Source organism: Streptomyces sp. 351MFTsu5.1, assembly GCF_000383655.1.
Lineage (GTDB): Bacteria > Actinomycetota > Actinomycetes > Streptomycetales > Streptomycetaceae > Streptomyces > Streptomyces griseorubiginosus.
This window is the reverse complement of sequence record NZ_KB911783.1, coordinates 363712-387573: the sequence shown is the minus strand read 5'-3', so window position 1 is coordinate 387573 and position 23862 is coordinate 363712. Positions and strand designations below refer to the sequence as shown.

20 protein-coding genes are annotated in these 23862 nt (G+C 69.2%); 9 read left to right on the top strand and 11 right to left on the bottom strand.

Features of this window, described 5'->3' with window-relative positions:
- Positions 1–10: 10 nt before the first annotated feature.
- Genes H295_RS0122625 through H295_RS0122600 form a run of 6 tightly spaced genes read right to left on the bottom strand, consistent with a single transcriptional unit; the run spans position 11 to position 5761 of the window.
- Positions 11–1267, bottom strand: coding sequence for a cysteine desulfurase (locus tag H295_RS0122625; protein WP_020137637.1), 1257 nt, complete (start codon positions 1265–1267; stop codon positions 11–13).
- Positions 1264–2028, bottom strand: a complete 765-nt coding sequence (gene sufC / locus H295_RS0122620) for a Fe-S cluster assembly ATPase SufC (protein WP_020137636.1) — start codon at positions 2026–2028, stop codon at positions 1264–1266. The genes H295_RS0122625 and sufC overlap by 4 nt, the downstream gene beginning before the upstream one ends.
- A gap of 8 nt (positions 2029–2036) precedes the next feature.
- Entirely contained in the window at positions 2037–2357 is a 321-nt protein-coding gene (locus H295_RS0122615) for a non-heme iron oxygenase ferredoxin subunit (protein WP_020137635.1), read from the bottom strand.
- Positions 2357–3538: a Fe-S cluster assembly protein SufD gene (sufD, locus tag H295_RS0122610; protein ID WP_020137634.1), complete on the bottom strand. Its 1182-nt coding sequence runs from the start codon at positions 3536–3538 to the stop codon at positions 2357–2359. Before sufD ends, H295_RS0122615 begins: the two co-directional genes overlap by 1 nt.
- Positions 3539–3590: 52 nt before the next feature.
- Positions 3591–5012, bottom strand: a complete 1422-nt coding sequence (gene sufB, locus H295_RS0122605; RefSeq protein ID WP_020137633.1) for a Fe-S cluster assembly protein SufB — start codon at positions 5010–5012, stop codon at positions 3591–3593.
- Positions 5009–5761, bottom strand: coding sequence for a helix-turn-helix transcriptional regulator (locus H295_RS0122600; protein WP_020137632.1), 753 nt, complete (start codon positions 5759–5761; stop codon positions 5009–5011). The genes sufB and H295_RS0122600 overlap by 4 nt, the downstream gene beginning before the upstream one ends.
- Before the next feature lie 161 nt (positions 5762–5922).
- Here H295_RS0122600 and H295_RS0122595 point away from each other — a divergent pair, with 161 nt between their 5' ends.
- From H295_RS0122595 to H295_RS47230, 5 genes are all read left to right on the top strand, one after another.
- Positions 5923–6720, top strand: a complete 798-nt coding sequence (locus tag H295_RS0122595) for an aminoglycoside N(3)-acetyltransferase (RefSeq protein ID WP_020137631.1) — start codon at positions 5923–5925, stop codon at positions 6718–6720.
- A gap of 98 nt (positions 6721–6818) precedes the next feature.
- Positions 6819–7742 carry an ABC transporter ATP-binding protein gene (locus tag H295_RS0122590; protein WP_078616725.1) on the top strand — a complete coding sequence of 308 codons (924 nt, stop codon included), beginning with the start codon at positions 6819–6821 and terminating at the stop codon, positions 7740–7742.
- A complete protein-coding gene (locus H295_RS0122585; RefSeq protein WP_020137629.1) occupies positions 7739–8509 on the top strand; it encodes an ABC transporter permease in 771 nt (256 codons plus the stop codon). The genes H295_RS0122590 and H295_RS0122585 overlap by 4 nt, the downstream gene beginning before the upstream one ends.
- 29 nt (positions 8510–8538) lie before the next feature.
- Positions 8539–10650, top strand: coding sequence for a glycogen debranching N-terminal domain-containing protein (locus H295_RS43465; RefSeq protein WP_020137628.1), 2112 nt, complete (start codon positions 8539–8541; stop codon positions 10648–10650).
- A gap of 32 nt (positions 10651–10682) precedes the next feature.
- Entirely contained in the window at positions 10683–11468 is a 786-nt protein-coding gene (locus H295_RS47230; RefSeq protein WP_158691061.1) for a hypothetical protein, read from the top strand.
- Here H295_RS47230 and H295_RS45000 read toward each other — a convergent pair.
- Positions 11429–12655 carry a glycosyltransferase family 4 protein gene (locus H295_RS45000; RefSeq protein ID WP_063741194.1) on the bottom strand — a complete coding sequence of 409 codons (1227 nt, stop codon included), beginning with the start codon at positions 12653–12655 and terminating at the stop codon, positions 11429–11431. The two genes, H295_RS47230 and H295_RS45000, sit on opposite strands and share 40 nt — an antisense overlap.
- Before the next feature lie 248 nt (positions 12656–12903).
- Between H295_RS45000 and H295_RS0122570 the strand changes: the two genes are divergently transcribed.
- Together H295_RS0122570 and H295_RS0122565 are read left to right on the top strand one after the other, a co-directional pair.
- Positions 12904–15492 (top strand): tetratricopeptide repeat protein, encoded by a 2589-nt coding sequence (locus tag H295_RS0122570; protein WP_020137625.1) that lies wholly within the window; start codon positions 12904–12906, stop codon positions 15490–15492.
- A gap of 70 nt (positions 15493–15562) precedes the next feature.
- Positions 15563–16585 carry a COX15/CtaA family protein gene (locus tag H295_RS0122565; protein ID WP_078616723.1) on the top strand — a complete coding sequence of 341 codons (1023 nt, stop codon included), beginning with the start codon at positions 15563–15565 and terminating at the stop codon, positions 16583–16585.
- Here H295_RS0122565 and H295_RS0122560 read toward each other — a convergent pair.
- The 4 genes from H295_RS0122560 to H295_RS0122545 all read right to left on the bottom strand — a co-directional run bounded on the left by H295_RS0122560 (position 16540) and on the right by H295_RS0122545 (position 20280).
- On the bottom strand, positions 16540–17259 hold the full coding sequence (locus tag H295_RS0122560; protein ID WP_020137623.1) for a nucleotidyltransferase domain-containing protein: 720 nt from the start codon (positions 17257–17259) through the stop codon (positions 16540–16542). The genes H295_RS0122565 and H295_RS0122560 overlap by 46 nt on opposite strands.
- A 45-nt stretch (positions 17260–17304) precedes the next feature.
- Positions 17305–18411 carry an amidohydrolase family protein gene (locus H295_RS0122555; RefSeq protein WP_020137622.1) on the bottom strand — a complete coding sequence of 369 codons (1107 nt, stop codon included), beginning with the start codon at positions 18409–18411 and terminating at the stop codon, positions 17305–17307.
- Between the two features lie 520 nt (positions 18412–18931).
- Positions 18932–19267, bottom strand: coding sequence for a hypothetical protein (locus tag H295_RS0122550; RefSeq protein WP_020137621.1), 336 nt, complete (start codon positions 19265–19267; stop codon positions 18932–18934).
- Positions 19268–19326: 59 nt separating this feature from the next.
- The gene (locus H295_RS0122545) at positions 19327–20280 is read right to left on the bottom strand and encodes a heme o synthase (protein ID WP_028809643.1); all 954 of its coding nucleotides are present in this window, start codon (positions 20278–20280) and stop codon (positions 19327–19329) included.
- A gap of 342 nt (positions 20281–20622) precedes the next feature.
- Here H295_RS0122545 and tkt point away from each other — a divergent pair, with 342 nt between their 5' ends.
- Positions 20623–22710 carry a transketolase gene (gene tkt / locus H295_RS0122540; protein ID WP_020137619.1) on the top strand — a complete coding sequence of 696 codons (2088 nt, stop codon included), beginning with the start codon at positions 20623–20625 and terminating at the stop codon, positions 22708–22710.
- Between the two features lie 33 nt (positions 22711–22743).
- Positions 22744–23862, top strand: coding sequence for a transaldolase (gene tal / locus H295_RS0122535; RefSeq protein ID WP_020137618.1), 1119 nt, complete (start codon positions 22744–22746; stop codon positions 23860–23862).

Below are 23862 nucleotides of genomic sequence, written 5' to 3'. Positions count from 1 at the left end.
AGCACGCCCCTCAGCCGAAGAAGTTCCGTACGTGCTCCAGCCCCTCGACCAGTGCGTCGATCTCGGCGGGCGTGGAGTACAGATAGAACGACGCTCGCGTGGTCGCGGGAATTCCGTACCGCAGACAGACCGGCCGCGCGCAGTGGTGGCCGACCCGGACCGCGATGCCCTCCTCGTCGAGGACCTGGCCCACGTCATGGGGGTGGATGTCGCCGAGCGTGAAGGAGATCGCCGCGCCCCGGTCCTCGGCCGTGGTCGGGCCGATGATCCTGAGGTCGGGGACCTCCGTCAGCCGCTTGACCGCGTACTCGGTCAGCGCGTGCTCATGGGCGAGGATCTTGTCCATGCCGATCGACTGGAGGTAGTCGATCGCCGCGCCCAGACCCACCGCCTGCGCGATCGGGGGCGTGCCCGCCTCGAACTTGTGCGGGGCGGGAGCGTAGGTCGACGAGTGCATCGACACGGTCTCGATCATCTCGCCGCCGCCGAGGAACGGGGGCAGGTCCTCGAGGAGTTCCTGCCGTCCCCACAGCACGCCGATGCCGGTCGGGCCGCACATCTTGTGGCCGGTGAAGGCCACGAAGTCGGCCTGGAGCGCCTGGACGTCCAGCGGCATGTGCGGCGCGGCCTGCGAGGCGTCGATGCAGACGAGCGCACCGACCTCCTGCGCGCGGCGGACGATCGCCTCGACCGGGTTGACCGTGCCCAGGATGTTGGAGACCAACACGAAGGAGACGATCTTCGTCTTCTCGGTGATGATCTCGTCGATGTTGGACAGGTCGAGACGGCCGTCGTCGGTCAGCCCGAACCACTTCAGCTTCGCGCCCGTGCGCTGCGCCAGCAGCTGCCACGGCACGATGTTGGAGTGGTGCTCCATCTCGGTGATGACGATCTCGGTCTCGGAGTCCACGCGGTAGGGCTCGTCGGCCCAGCCCAGCATGTTCGCCACGAGGTTGAGCGACTCGGAGGCGTTCTTGGTGAAGATCACCTCGTCGCGGCTCGGCGCGTTGATGAACGCGGCGACCTTGTCGCGCGCGCCCTCGTACAGCGCCGTGGCCTCCTCGGCGAGCACATGCACACCGCGGTGGACGTTGGCGTTGTAGCGCTCGTAGTACTCGCTCAGGGCGTCCAGCACCTGGCGCGGCTTCTGCGAGGTCGCCGCGTTGTCCAGGTACACGAGCTTCCGGTCGTCGTGGACCAGGCGGTCCAGGATCGGGAAGTCCTTGCGGATCGCCTCGGTGTCGAGGAGGCCCGGCAGCTGTGTCACGCGGATACGCCACCCTTCGTGTATGCCTCGTAGCCCTCGTTCTCCAACTTGTCGGCGAGCTCGGCACCGCCGGACTCGACGATCCGGCCGCCGGAGAAGACGTGGACGAAGTCGGGCTTGATGTAGCGCAGGATGCGCGTGTAGTGCGTGATCAGCAGGGTGCCGACCTCGCCGGTCTCGCGGACACGGTTGACGCCCTCGGAGACGACGCGCAGGGCGTCGACGTCGAGGCCGGAGTCGGTCTCGTCGAGGATAGCGATCTTCGGCTTGAGGAGCTCCAGCTGGAGGATCTCGTGGCGCTTCTTCTCACCGCCGGAGAAGCCCTCGTTGACGTTGCGCTCGGCGAAGGAGGAGTCCATGTGAAGGCGCTCCATGGCCTCCTTGACCTCCTTCACCCAGGTGCGCAGCTTGGGGGCCTCGCCGCGGACGGCGGTGGCGGAGGTGCGCAGGAAGTTGGAGACCGAGACGCCGGGGACCTCGACGGGGTACTGCATCGCCAGGAACAGGCCCGCGCGGGCGCGCTCGTCGACCTCCATCTCCAGGACGTCCTCGCCGTCAAGGGTGACGGTGCCGCCGGTGATGGTGTACTTCGGGTGACCGGCGAGGGAGTAGGCGAGGGTCGACTTGCCGGAGCCGTTGGGGCCCATGATGGCGTGCGTCTCGCCCTGCTTCACGGTCAGGTCGACGCCCTTGAGGATCTCCTTCGTGGCGTTGTCGGCCTCGACGGTGACGTGCAGGTCGCGGATTTCAAGCGTTGCCATGGATTGCCTCAGGACTCCTGGTTGAGGGAGACGAGCACGTCGTCCCCTTCGATCTTTACGGGGTATACGGGGACGGGGCGCGTCGCGGGAAGGCCGGACGGCTTGCCGGTGCGGAGGTCGAACGCGGAGCCGTGCAGCCAGCACTCGATCTGGCAGTCCTCCACCTCGCCCTCGGAGAGCGAGACGTTGGCGTGGGAGCAGATGTCGTTGATCGCGAACACCTCCCCCTCGGTCTTCACGAGGGAGACCGGCGTGCCGTCGAGTTCCACCCGCTTCGGGGTGTCCTCCTCCAGCTCGCTCAGCCCGCAGGCGCGTACGAAGGCGGCCATCAGACGGTGGCCTCCAGCTCCTCGTCGATCTTCACGAGGAGGCGCTCTTCGATGTCGTCGACACCGATCTGCTGGACCAGCTCGGCGAAGAAGCCGCGGACCACCAGTCGGCGGGCCTCGTCGGCCGGGATGCCACGGGCCATCAGGTAGAAGAGCTGCTCGTCGTCGAAGCGGCCGGTCGCGCTCGCGTGGCCGGCGCCGACGATCTCGCCGGTCTCGATCTCCAGGTTGGGCACGGAGTCGACCCGGGCGCCGTCGGTGAGGACGAGGTTGCGGTTCATCTCGTAGGTGTCGGTGCCCTCGGCCTTGGCCTCGATGAGCACGTCACCGATCCACACCGCGTGCGCGTCGTCGCCCTGGAGCGCGCCCTTGTAGACGACGTTGGACTTGCAGTGCGGGGTGTTGTGGTCGACGAGGAGGCGGTGCTCCTGGTGCTGGCCCTGGTCGGTGAAGTAGATCCCGAACAGCTCGGCCTCGCCGCCGGGGCCGGCGTAGGAGACCCGCGGGTGCAGACGTACCAGGTCGCCGCCGAAGGTCACCACGACCGACTTGAAGCTCGCGTCCCGCCCGATGAGGGCGTTGTGCTGGGCCACGTGCACGGCCTTGTCGTCCCAGTCCTGGACGGAGACGACGGTGAGCTTGGCGCCGTCGCCCAGGATGTAGTCGACGTTGGCGGCGAGCACGGCGTCACCGGTGTGGTCGATGACGACGACGGCCTCGGCGAAGGCTCCGAGCTCGACGACCTGGTGGCCGAAGCGCACCCCGCCCTCGCCGTGCACGGCGATGCGGATCGGCTCGGTGAGGACCGTCTCCTTGGGGACGGTGACCACGCCGGCCTTCTCGAAGGACGAGTACGCCTGGGCGGCGACGCGGTCCACCGGGGTGCCCGCCCTGCCGATCCGGGCGTCGTCACGGCCGACGGTCTCGACGGTGACGCCCTCGGGGGCCTGCACGTCCACCGTCACGCCTTCGCCGGTGGCGACCGCGGTGCCGTCGTGCAGCCCGCGCAGGCGCTCCAGCGGGGTGAACCGCCACTCCTCCTCGCGGCCGTGCGGGACCGGGAAGTCCTGCACGTCGAAGGACGGGGGCGCGCTCATGCGCGTGGCGACGGTCGACTCGGCGGCCACCGCGATCGAGCCGGCGGTGGTGGACCCCACCGGGATGTTCTGAGCCTCAGCCATGGCTGTCGGTCTGCTCTCTTCCTACGTAAGTGACTGGATGGACGGCGGTCGCTTAGCCGACCGCGCCTTCCATCTGGAGCTCGATCAGCCGGTTGAGTTCCAGCGCGTACTCCATCGGCAGCTCCTTCGCGATGGGCTCGACGAAGCCGCGCACGATCATGGCCATCGCCTCGAACTCGGAGAGACCGCGGCTCATCAGGTAGAAGAGCTGGTCCTCGGAGACCTTGGAGACGGTCGCCTCGTGGCCCATGGACACGTCGTCCTCACGGACGTCCACGTAGGGGTACGTGTCGGAGCGGGAGATGGTGTCGACGAGCAGCGCGTCGCACAGCACGTTCGACTTGGATCCGGCGGCACCCTCGCCGATCTCGACGAGACCGCGGTAGGAGGTGCGGCCGCCACCGCGCGCGACGGACTTCGACACGATGTTGGACGACGTGTTCGGCGCCATGTGGACCATCTTGGAGCCGGCGTCCTGGTGCTGGCCCTCGCCCGCGAAGGCGATGGACAGGGTCTCGCCCTTGGCGTGCTCGCCCATCAGGTAGACGGCCGGGTACTTCATGGTGACCTTGGAGCCGATGTTGCCGTCGATCCACTCCATGGTCGCGCCCTCGTACGCCACGGCGCGCTTGGTGACCAGGTTGTAGACGTTGTTCGACCAGTTCTGGATGGTCGTGTACCGGCAGCGGGCGCCCTTCTTCACGATGATCTCGACGACCGCGGAGTGCAGGGAGTCCGACTTGTAGATCGGCGCCGTACAGCCCTCGACGTAGTGGACGTAGGCGTCCTCGTCGACGATGATCAGCGTCCGCTCGAACTGGCCCATGTTCTCGGTGTTGATCCGGAAGTAGGCCTGGAGCGGGATCTCGACGTGCACGCCCTTCGGCACGTAGATGAAGGAACCACCGGACCACACCGCGGTGTTCAGCGACGCGAACTTGTTGTCGCCGACCGGGATGACGGTGCCGAAGTACTCCTTGAAGAGCTCCGGGTGCTCCTTGAGGGCGGTGTCGGTGTCGAGGAAGATGACGCCCTGCTCCTCCAAGTCCTCGCGGATCTGGTGGTAGACGACCTCGGACTCGTACTGGGCCGCGACACCGGCGACGAGGCGCTGCTTCTCCGCCTCGGGGATGCCGAGCTTGTCGTACGTGTTCTTGATGTCCTCGGGCAGGTCCTCCCAGGACTCCGCCTGCTTCTCCGTGGAGCGCACGAAGTACTTGATGTTGTCGAAGTCGATGCCGGAGAGGTCGGAGCCCCAGTTCGGCATGGGCTTCTTGTCGAACAGGCGCAGACCCTTGAGGCGGAGCTTGGTCATCCACTCCGGCTCGCTCTTCTTCGCGGAGATGTCGCGGACGACGTCTTCGTTGATGCCGCGCTTCGCAGAGGCGCCGGCCGTGTCGGAGTCGGCCCAGCCGTATTCGTACTTACCCAGGCCCTCGAGTTCGGGGTGGGCAGTCTCCGTGGGGAGAGTCATGCGGGGTTCCTCCCGGCCGTGCTTGCAGATGCGATATCGGTGGTGTGATCAGCGTGGGAAATCTTGGGGATGAACGTCGTGCAGACGCCGTCGCCGTGCGCGATGGTCGCCAGTCGCTGGACATGGGTTCCCAGCAGCTGGGAGAAGATCTCGGTCTCCGCCTCACAGAGCTGGGGGAACTTCTCCGCGACATGGGCCACCGGGCAGTGGTGCTGGCAGAGCTGCTCGCCGACCGGTGCGCTCCGCGCCGTAGCAGCGTACCCGTCCGCGCTCAGGGCCTTGGCCAGGGCTTCGGTGCGCTCTTCGGGGGCGGCGGTCTCGACGGCCTTGCGGTACTCCTCGGCCTGCGCGGCGATCCTCGCGCGCGCGAAGGCGACGACCGCCTCGTCCCCGCCGAACCGCTCCTGGATCCAGCGCAGGGCGTCCGCGGCGAGCTTGTCGTAGGACTGGTCGAAGGCGTCCCGGCCGCAGTCGGTGAGCGCGAAGACCTTGGCGGGGCGCCCGCGCGTGCGCGCGCCGTACACCCGCTGCTCCCGGGCCTCCACGACCTCGTCGGCCACGAGCGCGTCCAGGTGACGCCGTACGGCAGCGGGGGTGAGCCCCAGCCGCCCGGCCAGCTCGGTGACGGTCGACGGGCCGTGGTCCAGGATGGATCGCGCGACGCGGTTGCGGGTGGACCGCTCACCGGTCGCGAGCTCCTCCTGAGGGGCCCCCGTGGGGGTCTCCCGAACCTCGCCGACGTTTTTCACAACGCCATTGTTGCGTAATTCCTCAGGACCGGGCAAGCCGCGTCCGGCCCGCCGGACGGTGCCCTGCGTCACTTAGGCATCCCTAACCTGACCTGCGGAAACGATCTTTGATCGATCAAACCGGTGGCGTCCGGCAGTTCTGTCAGGGACACTCCCGAACCATGCCGACACCACCTCCCACCGGCCCACTTGTCACCCGCGACACCCTCGCAGGGCAGCTGCGCGAGCTGGGTGTCAGAAGCGGCGAAACCCTCCTCCTGCACTCCTCCCTGAGCGCCCTCGGCTGGGTCTGCGGCGGCCCCGTCGCGGTGGTCCAGGGACTGCTGGACGTCCTCGGCCCGGACGGCACCCTCGTGGTCCCCACCCAGAGCGGTGACCTCTCGGACCCGGCGGTGTGGAGCAACCCGCCGGTCCCCGAGGACTGGTGGGACACCGTCCGCGCGACCATGCCCGCCTACGACCCCCTCGTGACGCCCTCGCGCGGGGTCGGCGTGATCCCGGAGACCGTGCGCACCTGGCCCGGCGCCCTCAGGAGCGCCCACCCCCAGACCTCGTTCGCGGCGATCGGCCCCCGCGCGCGTGCCGTCCTGGACGGCCACGCCCCCGACTGCCGGCTCGGCGAGCGCAGCCCGCTGGCCCGCCTGGAGGACCTCCACGCGCGCGTGCTGCTCCTCGGCGCCGGCTACGACACCTGCACGAGCTTCCACCTCGCCGAGTACCGCGTCCCGAGCCCGCTGGTGAAGGTCGGCCGCCCCGGACCGTCCGGCTGGGAGGTCGTCACCGAGGTCTCGATCACCTCGGACCGCTTCGACGAACTCGGGTACGACTTCGAGCGGGACACCGGCGTCGTCGTACGGGGAACGGTGGGCGCGGCAGAGGCCCGGCTGTTCCCGGTCACCGACGCGGTGGCCTACGCCGAACGCTGGCTGCCGTTGCACCGCTCACGCGAGGAGTTCTAGGCGGCGCGGGAGACCGGCGGGCGCCCACGAGTCCCCCGACGGTGGAGATCTCGCACCCGGCCGACCGACGCGCGGGCCGCGAACCTAGACTCGGGCCCATGCGAAGTGAGCCCGTGGTCCAGGTCCACGCCCTGGTGAAGCGGTACGGCACGAAGACCGCCGTGGACGGCCTCGATCTGGTGGCCCGGGCGGGCGTGACCGCCGTACTCGGGCCCAACGGGGCGGGCAAGACGACCACCGTCGAGACCTGCGAGGGCTACCGGAAGCCGGACTCCGGCACGGTACGCGTCCTGGGCCTCGACCCGGTGCGACAGGCGCGTGAGCTGCACCCGAGGATCGGCGTGATGCTCCAGTCCGGGGGCGTGTACTCGGGTGCCCGGGCCGACGAGATGCTGCGGCACGTGGCAGGACTGCACGCGCACCCGCTGGACGTGGACGCGCTGATCGAGCGCCTGGGTCTGGACAGCTGCGGCCGGACGACGTACCGCAGGCTGTCCGGCGGCCAGCAGCAGCGCCTCGCGCTCGCGATGGCCGTGGTGGGCCGCCCGGAACTGGTGTTCCTGGACGAGCCGACGGCGGGCCTCGACCCACAGGCCCGCAGGGCCACCTGGGACCTGGTCCGTGACCTGCGGTCGGACGGCGTCTCGGTCATCCTCACCACGCACCACATGGACGAGGCCGAGCAGCTCGCCGACGACGTGGCGATCATCGACGGCGGCCGGGTCATCGCCCAGGGCACGCCCGAGGAGCTGTGCCGCGGCGGCGCCGAGAACACCCTGCGCTTCATGGGCCGTCCCGGCCTCGACGTCGGGTCCCTCCTGAAGGCCCTCCCCGCCGACTGCACGGCGGCGGAGCTGACACCCGGCTCCTACCGGGTCATCGGCAAGGTCGACCCCCAGCTCCTGGCCACGGTCACGTCCTGGTGCGCCCAGCACGGCGTCATGCCGGAGAAGATCTCGGTGGAACGGCACACCCTGGAAGACGTCTTCCTGGAACTGACAGGCAAGGAACTGCGCGCATGACGGCCACCGGCACCTACGCCCCGAAGCCGGGCGCGGCCCCCCTGGGACGCATGATCGCGACCCAGGCGGCGCTGGAGACCAAGATGCTCCTGCGCAACGGTGAGCAACTCCTGCTGACGGTGGTGATCCCGACCCTGGTGCTGGTCCTGTTCAGCTCGGTGGACATCATCGACACGGGCCAGGCCGAGGCGGTGGACTTCCTCGCTCCCGGTGTCCTCGCCCTCGCGGTCATGTCCACGGCCTTCACCGGGCAGGCGATCGCCACGGGCTTCGAGCGCCGGTACGGCGTCCTGAAGCGCCTGGCCAGCTCCCCCCTCCCCCGCTGGGCCCTGATGACGGCGAAGACCGCGTCGGTCCTGGTGACGGAGATCCTGCAAGTGGTGCTGCTCACGGCGATCGCCCTCGCCCTGGGCTGGTCCCCGCACGGCAACCCACTGTCCGTCGCGCTCCTCCTGCTGCTCGGCACGGCGGCCTTCTCGGGCCTCGGCCTCCTGATGGCCGGCACCCTCAAGGCCGAGGCCACCCTGGCCGCCGCCAACCTGGTCTTCCTGCTCCTGCTGGTCAGCGGCGGCGTCATGGTCCCGCTCGACCGGTTCTCCCAGACCACCCAGGACATCCTGAGCCTGCTGCCGATCACAGCCCTCTCGAACGGCCTGCGGGACGTACTGCTGCACGGGGCCGGGGTCCCGTGGGGGGATCTGGGGATCCTTGCGGGGTGGGGGGTCGTGGGGCTGGCGTTGGCCGGGAAGTTCTTCCGCTGGGAGTGACTTTCGCGGGGAACGGGAAGAGTCGCCCAATGTTCGAGTCCGCGGATTCGTCGAGTGTGCGAGCTCTCCAGCCCCTGCTGCACGACGTGGTGATCTGCGTCGCGGCCCCGTCCTTCGTCGCCTCTCCACGGGACGGGCAACTGCGCGGGGTACGCGTGGACGGTTTCTACGGCCATGACCGCAGGCTCCTGCACACCGCATGCCTGCTGGTGGACGGCCGGGAGCCCGAGCCGATAGGACTCCAGCAACTGGGCCCGGACCGGGTGCGTTTCACTTCCGTCCACCGCTATCACGGGGCCCGCACGGACGCCCCGACGGTGATCATCGAGCGGGTGCGCACGGCCGGGCAGGGCGAGACGGTTCTCCTGCGGAACGTCGGCGTCACGACCCGTCGATTACGCGTGGAGCTGGCTGTCGCCACCGACCTCGCGGACATCTCTCTCGTCAAGCGCGGCGACGCGGCGACCGCCGTACGCTCCACCGTCCTGCCGGACGGGCCCGGACTGCAATGGCGGACGGCCACGGCCCGTGCCGAGGTCCGCGCCACGGGCGATGACATGGTGCCGGAGGTCACCGACGGCCCGGAGGGTGGCACGTTCGCCTGGCCCCGAGTGCTGCTCAGACCCGGCGAGACCCGGCGGATCAGGCTCGATGTCCTCGGCGGGACCGTCCCCGCACCGCCCGGTCACCCTGACGCACCCCGCTCCGCGGCGCCCTGGGCCGAACCCGTCGTACGGGGCGACCGCCGCGTGGTGGAGCTGGTGCGCCACGGCCTCGGCGACCTGCGCGCGCTGCGTCTGGCGGACCCCGACCGCATGGACCCCGAGGACCAGTTCATCGCGGCGGGATGCCCCTGGTACCTGACGCTTTTCGGTCGCGATTCCATCTGGTCGGCGCGGATGATGCTGCCCCTGGGCACCGATCTGGCCCGCGGCACGCTGTGGGCGCTGGCCCGGCGTCAGGGCACGGCGCACGACGTGTTCCGGGAGGAGGCGCCGGGCCGCATCCTTCACGAACTGCGCCCGGCCGACGCCGAACACGGCCACGGCCTGCGTCTGCCCTCCCGCTACTACGGCTCGGTCGACGCGACCCCCCTCTTCGTGTCCCTGCTGGTGGATGCCTGGCACTGGGGGCTGCCGGACGCGGAGACGGACGCTCTGCTGCCGTACGCGGAGCGCGCCATGGACTGGGTCGTGGAGACGAGCAACGACGACGAGGACGGCTTCCTGCGCTACTACCCGCGCGCCGGCGGACTCCGGCACCAGTCGTGGAAGGACAGTGAGGACGCGGTGCGGGACTCGGTCGGCCGCCGTATCGAGCCGCCGCTGGCGCTGTGCGAGGTGCAGGGATACGCCTATGAGGCGGCGACCGGGCTGGCCGGGCTGCTGGCGTCCCGCGGCCGCTTCGAGGCGTCCGAGCGGCTGCGCACCTGGGCGGAGTCGCTGCGCAAACGCTTCGCCGACGCGTTCTGGCTGCCGTCCCCGCAGGGGCCGGCCCCCCGCTATGTGGCCATCGCCGTCGGGCGGGGCCGCAAACCGGTCAGCGGCCCGGCGTCCAACATGGGTCAGTTGCTGTCCACCGGCATCCTGGACGCGCAGGGCTGTCAGGACGTGGCGGCCTGGCTGGCCGCGAGCGAGCTGAATTCCGGGTGGGGACTGCGCAGCCGCTCTGCGGAGCTGGGCGGCTACAACCCGATGAGCTACCACGGCGGTTCGGTCTGGACGCATGACACGGCGATAGCGATCCACGGGCTCTGTGCGGCGGGCTGCCACCGGGAGGCCTACGCGCTCGCCGACGGCCTCCTGGACGCGGCGACACATTTCGGCTACCGGATGCCGGAACTCTACGGCGGCGACCACCGCACCCCCGGCTCACCCGCTCCCCTGGCTTACCCGGCCGCCTGCCGCCCGCAGGGCTGGTCGGCCGCGTCCGGCGTGGCGCTCCTCGCCGCACTGCTCGGGCTGCGTCCCGACGCCTCGGAGCAGACACTGCGGATCCGTCCCATGCCGGCGGACCTCATCGGACCGCTGTCCGTGCAGGGCGTACGGCTGGCGGGGGCGGCGCTCAGGATCCGGACGGCACGCTCGGGCGAGGTGGAGGTGACGGGACTTCCCGCGGGTTGGAAGCACCCTACCGAATGACCGCACGGGTGGTGACAAACGACAGGAGGATCATGAGTTTTCCGTCACCGATGGCAGCAGCAGCCGTGATCCGCAAGTTCTCGTTCTATTCAGCGGTCCAGGTGGTCAGCGTAGTCGCGCCCGGACTTTGCACAATCACAGCAGGCCTTGTCGCTCTGATCCACGTACAACACCCACACAACCTGTGGTCCTTTGTCGTGGCTGAGACGGGATCCGTATCCACCCCGCTGGCGATCGTCCTTGGCCTGAATCTACTGGCCATCAGCTTCATCGCCGGTTACGTATTTCGGGGACTTGCTTTCTGGCTCATCGGGCTCATCGAGAAGATTCCAGACTCAGAGACGTTCATAGCACAGTTGAATCAGACGTGCGGGGAACAGGCTATCGATGACTGCCTGCAGGCACACCCTCAGCTCGCCCACTACCTACGGGCTTCAGATGCGAGCGGCCCGAACGCTGGACCAAATTATGGGGGTGGGCACAGGAATCATCACAGACTCATGGCTCTCAACTACTGCAAGGACCGACTACGCGAGAAGTCGCCGGTGCTGGCGGTGGACAACAACGAAGCAGAAATAAACATCCTCACTTCTTGCCTATTTCCGGTACTGTTAGTCTCCGCCGACATTATTTGGATAGGAGATTTCCCTCTCGCTGTGAACGTCCTCGTATCGATCGGCTGCGCAGGAACCTGGGTTGGGCTCGTGCGGTCGACACTTCGACTGCGCACCACCGAGAGCATTTCTGCCGTGATCAACTTGTCCTACACCGCGAGCGCTCAGCAACCGCCACCGCCGCCGATGCCTGTGACCAACTGACGGCGATATTCGTGCACCATCGGCCGTAAGTAGTCCTGCTCCAGGTCGAATCGGCTCATGACATGCCGACGGGCACGTGAGCCCATCTCGTGCGCGAGTTCGGGCCGTTCGAGCAGCAAGGACAGTCGGTCGGCCAACTTGTACGGATTACGCTCAGGCACTAGGAAGCCAACCCGCTCGTCCTGCCCGATCCCCTCTTGCAGGCCACCTATCCCCGAAGCCACGACTGGACGTCCTGCACACATCGCCTCCAGCGGCGCAAGCCCCATCGGCTCAGCGAACAGTGATGGGTAGAGGACGACGGACGCATCTTCATACATTTTTCGGATTTGCTTGAACTCAGCCACCGCGAATTCTACATGATCACGTAGACCGAACTCACAAATAAGCTCCTCCAAGAAGGAGCGAAAATTCGCCGCCTCGCGATGAAAGTCGACCGTGTTCCCGGGATCCGTAAGCACCAGCCGGGGGTTAATGCGCCACTTCCGTTCCGCAATAAGGTGGCGTAGTGCGAGAATGGCGACTTCGGCGCCCTTGTCGGGGATGAGCCGCGCAGGCAGCAACATACGGCCGGGCTGCTGGCGCACCCCTGACATCGGCACATCGGCGTAGGTGCTGGTGTTGACGCCCAGGTATCGGCGCTCCGCTTCAACTCCCAGCCGTACTCTGCATGCGGCAGCCAGGAAGTCGGACACGGCATAGTGACGGTCCCAGCCTCGACAGGCTTCCGCTGCCCGCACATGCTCACCCCCCATTGGCTGCCACAAGCTGTGGTAGGTGTGCAGGAGTCTCAGATTCAGCTCGTCACGGAGTTCTCGGAGCACACGCGCTGGCGCCGCGGAGAAATGGTGGAGATTATGGCCATGCACCAACCGGATGCCACCCACCCCGCGCGCCCTGTCGCCCCGTAGCCACTCCTTGAACCACTCCTTGAGCGGCGGCTCATCGGCCGCCGGGGGCATGTCTGGTGAAAGATCCAACGCCGAGTGGTAGGCGAGACGGATGGCAGGATGACAGGGATCGGAAGGTGACCGAGTGCCGGTGAGGACAGTGACATCGACCCCTCGCGAGGCCAGAAGCATCGAATAGTCCCACAAGTGCGATTCCACACCGCCGACGCATGGAGGAAAGGCCCAATGAACGAGCGCGACGCTCAGCCTTTCCTCACTGAGCTGATCCTTTTCCATCGCTTCCACCACGCTTCCACAAAGTCATGCAGCGAAGCGAAGATGATGCCATGGTGTTACCGGGCAGCGCGTCATGGTGACATGCACTTCAGACACGGACGAAACCGCCGCAACGCGCTCCTGCGCGCCGTCCCAACCACTAGGACATTTCAACAGATGTGAGTAAGTATTCGTAGGGTGGTGGAGTCACTTCGGGGGTGGACATGCGGTCGTGGACAGTCTCTTTATTAGCCGGGTCTGGAGCCTTCGTGGCCGCCTTTCTCTCCGTGGCGGTCAAGGCCGCCGACACCGGGGAGCCGCTTTTATGGGTGCTGGCCGCGGGCGCCGCAGTCGTCATCGGTCTGACGGGTGGGGTAGCGGCTCACGTGGCGGCGCGCAGAACACCGGACGACTCACCGCCCAAGGCAGTCGGCCCGGGGCAGGGCCCGCCCAACAACCTCCCGATGCTCAGCATGTACTTCACGGGCCGCGGCGCTGAGAAGGAACGCATCGTGACCGTCCTGAAGAGGCCCGCCCGGGGGTGGCGGCAGAAGGACGAACGCCCCGTGCCACGGTTGTGCCTGCTCTACGGAGCGACCGGTGCCGGCAAGTCGCAGCTCGCCGTGTCCTATGCCCACGGCGAGCTGAGCCGGCACACCCTCACGTGGTGGCTCAACGCTTCCCGGCCCGACACCCTGCGCACCGAACTCCTGGAATTCGCCCAGTACGTGGGCATCCCGGATCAGGAGAGCAAGAACGTCGTCCTGATGAACCTGTGGAGCCGGCTGCGCGAGCAGCGGGGCTGGTTGCTCGTCTACGACGGATGGCCCACATACGACGACTCGATGCGCAGTCTGTTGCCCTCCGAGGGCGACGGCGAAGTGCTCATCACCACCCAGCAGCACCAGGGCTGGACCGGCCTCCCGTCGACCCCGGTGGAGCTGAGGGCCTTCCCGGAGCAGGAGGGCGTCGAGTTCCTGCGGCGGCGGTTCGGCATCGCTGCCGAGCAGCTGACGGACGAGGACCGCGGGGCCCTGACCGAACTGGGCCACCAGCTGGGCTGGTTGCCGCTGGCCCTGGACCAGGCCGCGGCCTACATCGCGCAGGCTGAGATCACCGTGGCCGAGTACCTGCGTGACCTTCCGGGCGGGGCTTCGGTCGAGGGCACCTTCCGGCTCTCCATCGCCCGGGTCTCGGAGGCCTCGCCCGCCGCCGTGGACCTGCTGCGCCTTTGCGCTTTCCTGGCCTCCGAGGACGTTCAGAGGACGACGCTCACCCAGCACCGGTCCGTCCTGCCCGCCCGCCTGCGCGCCGTCATGGCCGATCCCGTCACCTTCACCCGGGAGGTGCTGCTGCTCGTGGACCACTCCTTGCTGACCCGCAGCGGCGACTGGCGCAAGGGTTCAGCCGCGTACGGCATGCACCCACGGGTGCAGACCCTGATCCACGACGGGCTGAGCCTGGCCGAACGCCTGGAGTGGTCCCAGGCGGCGGTCCGTCTCGTGGAGGCATGCTTCCCGGCGACCCCGGACCTGCTGGCGTCCCGGCTGATGTGCGAACGGCTGATGCCGCACGTCGAGGCGGTCATCGACAAGCTGGCCTGGGGCGACGACGCGGACGGCGGGCTCGGTGCCTCGCAGGACCCCGAGGCGCTGGCCCGTCTGCTGCACCGGGTGGGCACATATCAGGAGCACCGCTGTGACTGGGTGCGGGCCCTCAACTTCTTCGAACAGGAAGCGGAGCTCCGCGAGTTCGGGGACGACCACGAACTCGCCCGCGCGGGCGCCCGGTACGCCGTGGCCCGCCAGCACTACCTGCTGGCGGGCCTGGAGGACGCAGAGCGGGAGTGCCGCCGGGCCCTGGAGCTGTGCGAGGGACACGAGGACGAGGCGTTCCTGCGATTAAGGGCCCAGTGCCAGCGGCAGCTGGGCGGCATCATGCGCGAGTACAACCGCTTCCCGGAGGCCCTGGAAGCCGTACAGACAGCCGTGAAGATCTACGAGGGGCAGACCTGGCGGGAGGAAAGCCTCGACTGGGCCGTCGCCGAGCAAGAGATCGGTCTGGTCCATCGCAACGCGGGCCAGCTCGCCCAGGCGGTCGTCCACTACGTGCGCGCCGAGGAGCGGATCCCCAGCCGCGGGAACCAGGAGCCGCCGGAGTACACGCTCTTCCGCGCCATGCTGCAACGCGACCTCGGCATCGTCGCCCAGGATCGCGGGCAGCTCCAGTCGGCGGAGGAATCGCTGACCACGGCCCTGGAGATGTTCGGGGCACACCGGGGGCCGGAGGACTTCGAGACCGCCCAGGTGGCGAAGTTCCTGGCCGACGTGCTGCGCCGGCGCGGCGAACAGCACCGGGAGGAAGCCCGGCGCACCCTGCAACCCGTGCGTCGACTCGATCTGCTGCGCCGCGCCCGCTCGGAGCTGGCCCGCGCCGACGCGATCCTCGGCCCGGTGGTGGAACTGCACAGCAAGCGCAGTGAGGCCGAGGAGCACAAGTACGCGGCCTGTCTCAACAAGCTGGGCTCGCTCCGGCTCGCGCAGGGGAGGATCTCCGAGGCGCGCCGCACCCTCGAGCAGGCCGAGGAGATCTACCGACGCTCCTACGGCGAGCGGCACTACTACCGCGCGAAGTCGCTGACCCGACTGGGGCCGGTGCTGCGCGCCGAGGGGCGCGGCACGGATGCCGAGCGGGTACTCAGGGATGCGGGAGATATCTTCCGTACCGCGCTCGGCTGCGATCACCCTGTCCTCATGGCCGTGTACGAGCACCTGGCCGCATGCGTCGCGGACCGCGGCGCGCAGGCGGAAGCCGGCCGGCTCAGGGCCGAGGCGGACCGCATCCGCCGGTCGCTGTGATCGATGCCTCAGGAGCCACAGCCCGGAAACCCCCACCCTCGTGAAAGCGTGCACAAGCAACGCGCCTACGATGGACGGCGTGCCAAACGTGACCCGTGCCGACGCCGTGGCGGCGCTCCGCAACCCGCTCGCCTTCATCGCCGCCCGCTGGACCCCGACCCCTCGGACGGTCCAGCGAGCAGCGCTCTCCGCGCTCGTCATGGCGGTGGTCATCGTGGTCACCGGCGGCGCGGTGCGGCTGACCGGGTCGGGGCTCGGGTGTCCGACCTGGCCGAAGTGCACGGACGACTCGCTGACCACGACCAGCGCGATGGGCTTCCACGGTGCCATCGAGTTCGGCAACCGGATGCTCACCTACGTGCTGTGCGCGGCCGTCGGCTGGGCCATCATCGCCGCGCGCTCCGAGAAGCCGTACCGGCGCAGTCTGACCCGGCTGGGCTGGGCGCAGTTCTGGATCGTGATGAGCAACGCGATCCTCGGGGGCATCGTCGTGCTCGTCGGCCTGAACCCGTACACCGTCGCGGCGCACTTCGTCGCTACGACGGCCCTGATCACAGTGGCCGCCGTGATGTGGCAGCGCACCCGGGAGGGCGACACGGCACCCCGCCCGCTGGTCGGCAAGCCGGTGCAGCAGCTGGTCTGGTTCATGGTCGCCGCCGCCGCGCTCCTGATCCTGGTCGGCACGGTCGTCACCGGTGCCGGGCCGCACGCCGGCGACTCCAGCGAGGTCGAGCGGATGCCGCTGGACTGGGAGACCGTGGCCAAGGCGCACGCGGTGCTCGCCTGGATCGTGGTGTCGCTGACGTTCGCCCTGTGGTTCATCCTCAAGGCGGTCGACGCCCCCAGGAACCCCCTGCACCGCACCCGCGACCTCTTCCTGGTCCTCCTCTCCCAGGGCGTCATCGGGTACGTCCAGTACTTCACGGACCTGCCCGAGTTCCTGGTCGGCCTGCACATGCTCGGCTCGGCCCTGGTGTGGATCGCGGTGCTGCGCGTCCTGCTGGCGCTGCGGGAGCGCCCCGAGGGCGAACTGCCCGAGGTCCCGGCTCAGCCGTACGCCGCCACCAGCTCGTCGATCGCCGGGCCCAAGTAGGCCCGGGTCAGCTCGGCCCTGTTCTCGACCGCGGGCCGGGGATCGCCGTAGCGGCGCCCCCGGACGTCCTCGACGACCGGCACCGGCGCCCCGAGCCCGGGCAGCAGCTCCAGGGCCTCCCGCTTCGAGATCAGCCGGCCCTCGCGCAGGGTCACGCGCGCGCGGGCGAAGGTCACCAGGCCCAGGTCCACCCACACGTCCCGGGTCCACAGCGGGGCGTCGTCGACGGCGGGGCGCCAGAAGTCGCGCTGGTCGCGGACCACGAAGTCGGCCAGTTCCCGGTCCGTCACCGGCGGCAGCAGGTCCGCCGGCGGCTTTCCGTGCAGCACCCGCCCGAAGTCGTGCAGCTCCCGGCGGGTCACCGCCGTGACCGGCCGCTTGAACAGCTCCTCGTGCGCCCAGGTGAGATGGCGGCGGCCGGGGTCGGCCGAGGGCGTCAGATACGTGCAGTGCAGCTGCCCGGCCAGCGGCTCGGCCCGCAGCCGCGCGTGCAGCTCGGCCAGCCGCCACACCGTGCGGGGCGGGAGCGCGGGCAGTACGGCGATCAGGTCGAGGTCGCTGCGGCCCTCCTGGTAGTCGCCGCCGGCCAGCGAGCCGTGGGCCCAGACGGCGACGGGGTCGAGCGGGGCGAGGGCGGTGCGGAAGCGGTCCAGTAACGCGTCGGTCTGCAGCATGGGGCCATCCTGTACAGCCCTCGACGCCCCGTACACCCCCGCACGTCACTCCAGCGCGTACACCCTGCGCGCGTTCCCTGCCGCGATCAGTCCCGCCACCCGCTGTGCGTCCGCCAGCGACCAGGAGCCCTCCGCGACCCAGCCGCCCAGCACCCGGGCCAGCGCCTCGCGGAACAGCCGGGCGCCCACCACGTGCAGCTCGGGCAGGCTGTGGGCCCCGCTGGAGAAGACGATCTTGCCGAAGGGGGCCAGCTCCAGGATCTCCGCGAGGACCGTCGCCGCGCGGGCGCCGGTGCGTACCAGCGCGGCGCCGGAGTCGGCGAAGACATGGGGGAAGACCCCGGCGAGATGGGCGGCGTGCCGGTGGTAGGGGTAGCTGTGCAGCAGGACGAGGTCGGTGCCGAGGCCGGCGGTGGCCCGCACGAAGTCGGTGAGCAGGACCGGGTCGGTGCGGTCGATGCGCAGGCCCGGTTCACCGAGTCCGGCGTGCAGTTGGAGGGGCAGCCCGGAGGCGACCGCGATCCACAGCAGATGCCGTAGCAGCACGGGGTCGGAGAGTTCGCCGCCCACCCGGCGGCCCGCCAGCCAGCGGCCCGCGGCACCCCGCACCTCGCCGGGCCCCGGCGGCTCGGGGGCCAGCGCGAGACCGTGCCGTACGCCCGCCACCGAGGTGAAGGCGACCGCGTTCGCGGCGGCGCCGTGCACGGACTCGGCGAGGTTGGCGAGGAAGGACTCGACGGTGCCCGAGGTGTCGGCGACCTGTTCGGCGAGGAGTTCCAGGCGGACGATCTCGCGGGTGTCGGCGGCGGCGGTGGAGGCCAGCTCGATGGGTCCGGTGAGGTCGCCGGGCAGTCCGGTGTCGATCAGATACGTCGTGATGCCGCTGCCGCGCAGCAGCCTGCGGCCCGCTTCCAGGACGCCCAGTTCCCGGCGCCGGGCCAGGTATCGGGCCGGCGGGCAGTGCGGTTCCAGGCCGAGCAGCGGTGGGCACCAGCGCCGTACGGCGAAACCCGTCTGGGTGTCGAACAGCGTGGTCCCCGGTGCGGGCGGGCCCTCGGTGCGGGCCAGCTGGGCCTCGAAGGTACCGAGGCCCAGCTCCGTTCTGAGGACGCCGTGGCAGTACTGGTCCACCAGGGACGGCGTTTCGATCATCCGGACTCCCGTGAACGTGCCGTGTGCGCTGACTACACGTCCTAACGGGTGAACCGCTCACGAGGTGTTGGCCTCACACACCCCGTGCGAAACGCTCCGCGGGTTGAGCCGGTTGAGTCACGGCCGTGGGGGCTGCGTCCGTCGGGGGTTGCGTCTGATCCGCGCGGCCTCGGCGCGTCTTGAGCCGCTCGGCAGCCGCGCGGGGGGTGCTGTCCGTAGGCGACTGCGGGTCGGCTGTGGCTGATCGCGCAGTTCCCCGCGCCCCTAGGGGCGCACTCCGCTGCCGGCGGCGCTCGCCAGCGCGTCGGTGGTGGGCGGTCGCCCTCTCCGGCGCGTGGCCGGCTCGGACGGGGCGCGAAGGGGCCCCTTCGGGTCCCGGGGCCGGGGCGCTCGCGCCCCACGCCGCAGAGTACGGCCGGGGACCTGCCCGGTCGGGGCGCAGCCACAGTGCGACCGCGGGCCCGTCACAGTTGATCGCGCCCAGGCCGCTACGGCCCCGCCCCCCTCGCGGCGCGTTCCGTCAGCCGTTGCTCGCGCCGCCGACCTGGATGCCCGCCATCCGGCTCCACTCGTACGGCCCGGTCCTGACCTTGGCCGCGAACTCGCCGTCGAAGTCCTCGTGGACGGTGATGCCGGCCTTCTCGACGGCCTTCTCGGCAATCTCGTAGGAGGGGGCCACCAGGTCGCCCCAGCCGCCGTCCTCGCCGACGAGGACGATCCGGGTGCCGCGCTCGCCGATGTAGGCCAGCTGGCCCTCGGCGCCGCCGTGCTCCTTGGAGAAGGCGCTGATCTGCCGGGCGAGCCGGGCGACCCTGCGCTCGGCCTTCGCGTCAACCTGCTGCGTGGTGTCTGCCATGACCAGGATGCTACCGATCAGTAGGGAGGGGAGCGACGTGACCCTCGCCTCAGGAACGCCTAGCGCAGGAAGGGGTCCACCGCGACCGCGAGGAACAGGATCGACACATAGGTGATCGACCAGTGGAACAGCCGCATCTCCTTGAGCTTCGCGCCCGTCACCTCGGCCTTGGCGCGGTTCTGGAGACCGTGCGCCTCCCACAGCCAGAAGCCGCCCGCGAGCAGCGCGACCGCCGTGTAGAACCAGCCCGTGTAGCCGAGCGGGGTGAGCAGCAGCGAGACCGCGACCATCACCCAGCTGTAGATGACGATCTGCTTGGCGACGACCTTGTTGGAGGCGACCACCGGCAGCATCGGCACGCCCACGCGCGCGTAGTCCTCACGGACCTTCATGGACAGCGGCCAGTAGTGCGGCGGCGTCCAGAAGAACATGACCAGGAAGAGGACGACCGGCGCCCACGACATGGAGTTGGTGACCGAGGACCAGCCGATCAGCACCGGCAGACAGCCGGCGATGCCGCCCCACACGATGTTCTGGGAGGTACGCCGCTTGAGGATCATCGTGTAGACGACGACGTAGAAGAGCAGCGCTCCGAGCGACAGCCAGGCGGACAGCCAGTTGACGGTCAGACCGAACAGCAGCGTCGAGACGACCGCCAGCGTGATGCCGAAGGCCAGGCACTCGCGCGGCGACACCATGCCGGTCACCAGCGGACGCTGCGAGGTGCGGTCCATCAGCGCGTCGATGTCGCGGTCGATGTACATGTTGAGCGCGTTGGCGCCCCCCGCGGACAGATAGCCGCCGAGGCAGGTCAGCAGGACCAGCTTCAGGTCCGGCACACCCTGCTGCGCCAGGAACATCACCGGAACGGTGGTGATCAGCAGCAGTTCGATGATCCTGGGCTTGGTCAGCGCCACGAATGCCTTGACACGGGCCCCGAACGGCCGGTGGATCGAGCTCTTGCTCTCCCCCAGCACACCGGCTGGACGGGATTCGACGGCCGTCACGCACACCCCTACAGAGACATCCCAGCAAGCCTCGGCCGTGTGAAGTCGCGGTAAAGGCTCGCGCGTACCACGCCACTGTAGACGTTGCCCATACCCCGACATTCGCGGGGGTCGGCTCGTGTCCGAGGTCGCCCCCGGAAGAGCTCGACGTCACTCGGTTGAGCACTCGTACGAGCGGCTGCGTATTCACTTGCCGAACGCGGTACGGCCCGGTCGGGAGGCGGATCCCCGCAGGGCCCGGCAGTCTAAAAAACGCACGTACTTGCGGGGGTAGGCTCGACAAAGACCGGGCGTCCCGTGCACCGGCATTCGACATGCGTGACATGTGGAGAGGAGCCCTGACCCAGGGTGAGCACCAAGCCGACCACCACAGACCTCGAGTGGACCGAGTTGGACCAGCGGGCCGTCGACACCGCCCGCGTCCTGGCCGCCGACGCCGTACAGAAGGTCGGCAACGGCCATCCCGGTACGGCGATGAGCCTGGCCCCGGCCGCCTACACCCTCTTCCAGAAGGTGATGCGGCACGACCCGGCCGACCCCGACTGGGTCGGGCGCGACCGCTTCGTGCTGTCCGCCGGCCATTCGTCCCTGACGCTCTACACCCAGCTCTACCTGGCCGGTTTCGGCCTGGAGCTGGACGACCTGAAGGCCTTCCGCACCTGGGGCTCGAAGACCCCGGGCCACCCGGAGTACGGCCACACCAAGGGCGTCGAGACCACCACCGGTCCGCTCGGCCAGGGTGTCGCCAACGCGGTGGGCATGGCGATGGCCGCCCGCTACGAGCGCGGTCTGTTCGACCCGGAGGCTCCGCAGGGCGAGTCCCCGTTCGACCACTTCGTCTTCGCCATCGCCGGTGACGGCTGCCTCCAGGAGGGCATCTCCGCCGAGGCGTCCTCGATGGCCGGCCACCAGAAGCTCGGCAACCTCGTCCTGCTGTGGGACGACAACCACATCTCGATCGAGGGCGACACCGAGACGGCCGTCTCCGAGGACACCGTCAAGCGCTACGAGGCGTACGGCTGGCACACCCAGCGCGTCGAGCCGCAGGCCAACGGCGACCTGGACCCGGTCGCGATCTTCGAGGCCATCGAGAAGGCCAAGGCGGTCACCGACCGGCCGTCCTTCATCGCGATGCGCTCGATCATCGCCTGGCCCGCCCCGAACGCCCAGAACACCGAGGCCGCGCACGGCTCGGCGCTCGGCGACGACGAGGTGGCCGCCACCAAGCGCGTCCTCGGCTTCGACCCGGAGCAGAGCTTCGAGGTCGCCGACGAGGTCATCGAGCACACCCGCGGGGCGCTGGAGCGCGGCCGTCAGGCGAAGGCCGAGTGGGAGAAGTCCTTCCAGGAGTGGCGGAGCAACAACCCGGAGCGCGCGGCCGAGTTCGACCGCATCGCCGCGGGTGAGCTGCCCAAGGACTGGGAGTCCGCGATCCCGGTGTTCGAGCCCGGCAAGGGCGTCGCCACGCGTGCCGCGTCCGGCAAGGTGCTCCAGGCCCTCGGTGCCGTGGTCCCCGAGCTGTGGGGCGGCTCCGCCGACCTCGCCGGCTCGAACAACACCACGATCGACAAGAACAGTTCGTTCCTCCCGGCGGACAACCCGCTGCCGGAGGCGGACCCTTACGGCCGCACCATCCACTTCGGCATCCGCGAGCACTCCATGGCCGCGGAGATGAACGGCATCGCGCTGCACGGCAACACCCGCGTCTACGGCGGTACGTTCCTCGTCTTCTCCGACTACATGCGCAACGCCGTCCGGCTCTCGGCGCTGATGCACCTGCCGGTGACGTACGTGTGGACGCACGACTCCATCGGTCTCGGCGAGGACGGCCCGACGCACCAGCCGGTCGAGCACCTGGCCTCGCTGCGCGCGATCCCCGGTCTCAACGTGGTGCGCCCCGCGGACGCCAACGAGACGGCGATCGCCTGGCGCGAGATCCTCAGGCGGTACACCAAGGAGTTCGGCAAGGGCGCCCCGCACGGCCTCGCGCTGACCCGTCAGGGCGTGCCGACGTACGAGCCCAACGAGGACGCGGTCAAGGGCGGTTACGTCCTGTTCGAGGCCTCCAACGGCGCTCCCGAGGCCATCCTCATCGCCACCGGTTCCGAGGTGCATGTCGCGGTCGAGGCGCGCGAGCAGCTGGAGGCCTCCGGTGTGCCGACGCGGGTCGTCTCGATGCCGTCCGTCGAGTGGTTCGAGGAGCAGGACCAGGGGTACCGGGACAGCGTCCTGCCCCCGTCCGTGAGGGCCCGTGTCGCGGTCGAGGCCGGTATCGGTCTCACCTGGCACAAGTACGTCGGAGACGCCGGCCGCATCGTTTCCCTGGAGCACTTCGGTGCTTCCGCGGACGGCAAGCTCCTCTTCCAGGAGTTCGGTTTCACTGCGGAGAACGTGGCCGCGAAGGCGCGGGAATCTCTCGCAGCCGCCCAGCGCTGACGCCCGTATACGACACGTAGGAGATGTAATTCCATGACAGACGCACTCAAGCGCCTCTCCGAGGAAGGCGTGGCGATCTGGCTGGACGACCTGTCGCGCAAGCGGATCACGTCCGGCAACCTCGCCGAGCTGATCGACCAGCAGCACGTCGTGGGCGTCACCACCAACCCCTCGATCTTCCAGAAGGCGATCTCCGAGGGCGACGGCTACGACCAGCAGCTGTCCGACCTCGCCGCCCGCAAGGTCACGGTCGAAGAGGCCATCCGCATGATCACCACGGCGGACGTCCGCGACGCCGCCGACATCCTGCGCCCGGTCTTCGACGCCACCGGCGGCCAGGACGGCCGGGTGTCGATCGAGGTCGACCCGCGTCTGGCGCACAACGAGAAGGCGACCGTCGCCGAGGCCAAGCAGCTCGCCTGGCTCGTCGACCGTCCCAACACCCTCATCAAGATCCCGGCCACCCGTGCGGGCATCCCGGCGATCAGTGACGTCATCGGCCTCGGGATCAGCGTCAACGTCACGCTGATCTTCTCCCTGGAGCGCTACCGCGAGGTCATGGAGGCGTTCCTGGTCGGCCTGGAGAAGGCCAAGGAGCGGGGCCTGGACCTGTCGCAGATCCACTCCGTGGCGTCGTTCTTCGTGTCCCGTGTGGACACCGAGATCGACAAGCGCCTCGACGCGCTCGGCACCGACGAGGCCAAGGCCGCCCGCGGCAAGGCCGGTGTCGCCAACGCCCGTCTGGCCTACCAGGCGTACGAGGAGGTCTTCTCGGGCGAGCGCTGGGCGAAGCTGGAGAAGGCCGGCGCGAACAAGCAGCGTCCGCTGTGGGCCTCGACCGGCGTCAAGGACCCGGCCTACAAGGCCACCCTGTACGTTGACGAGCTGGTGGCGCCCAACACGGTGAACACCATGCCGGAGGCGACCCTGTTCGCCACCGAGGAGCAGGGCGAGATCCGCGGCAACGCCATCGCCGGCACGTACGAGCAGGCCCGTGCCGAGCTCGACGCGGTCGAGAAGCTCGGGATCTCGTACGACGAGGTCGTGCAGCTGCTGGAGGACGAGGGCGTCGAGAAGTTCGAGGCGTCCTGGAACGACCTGCTCAAGTCGACCGAGGCGGAGCTCCAGCGCCTCGCACCCTCGGAGGGCTAG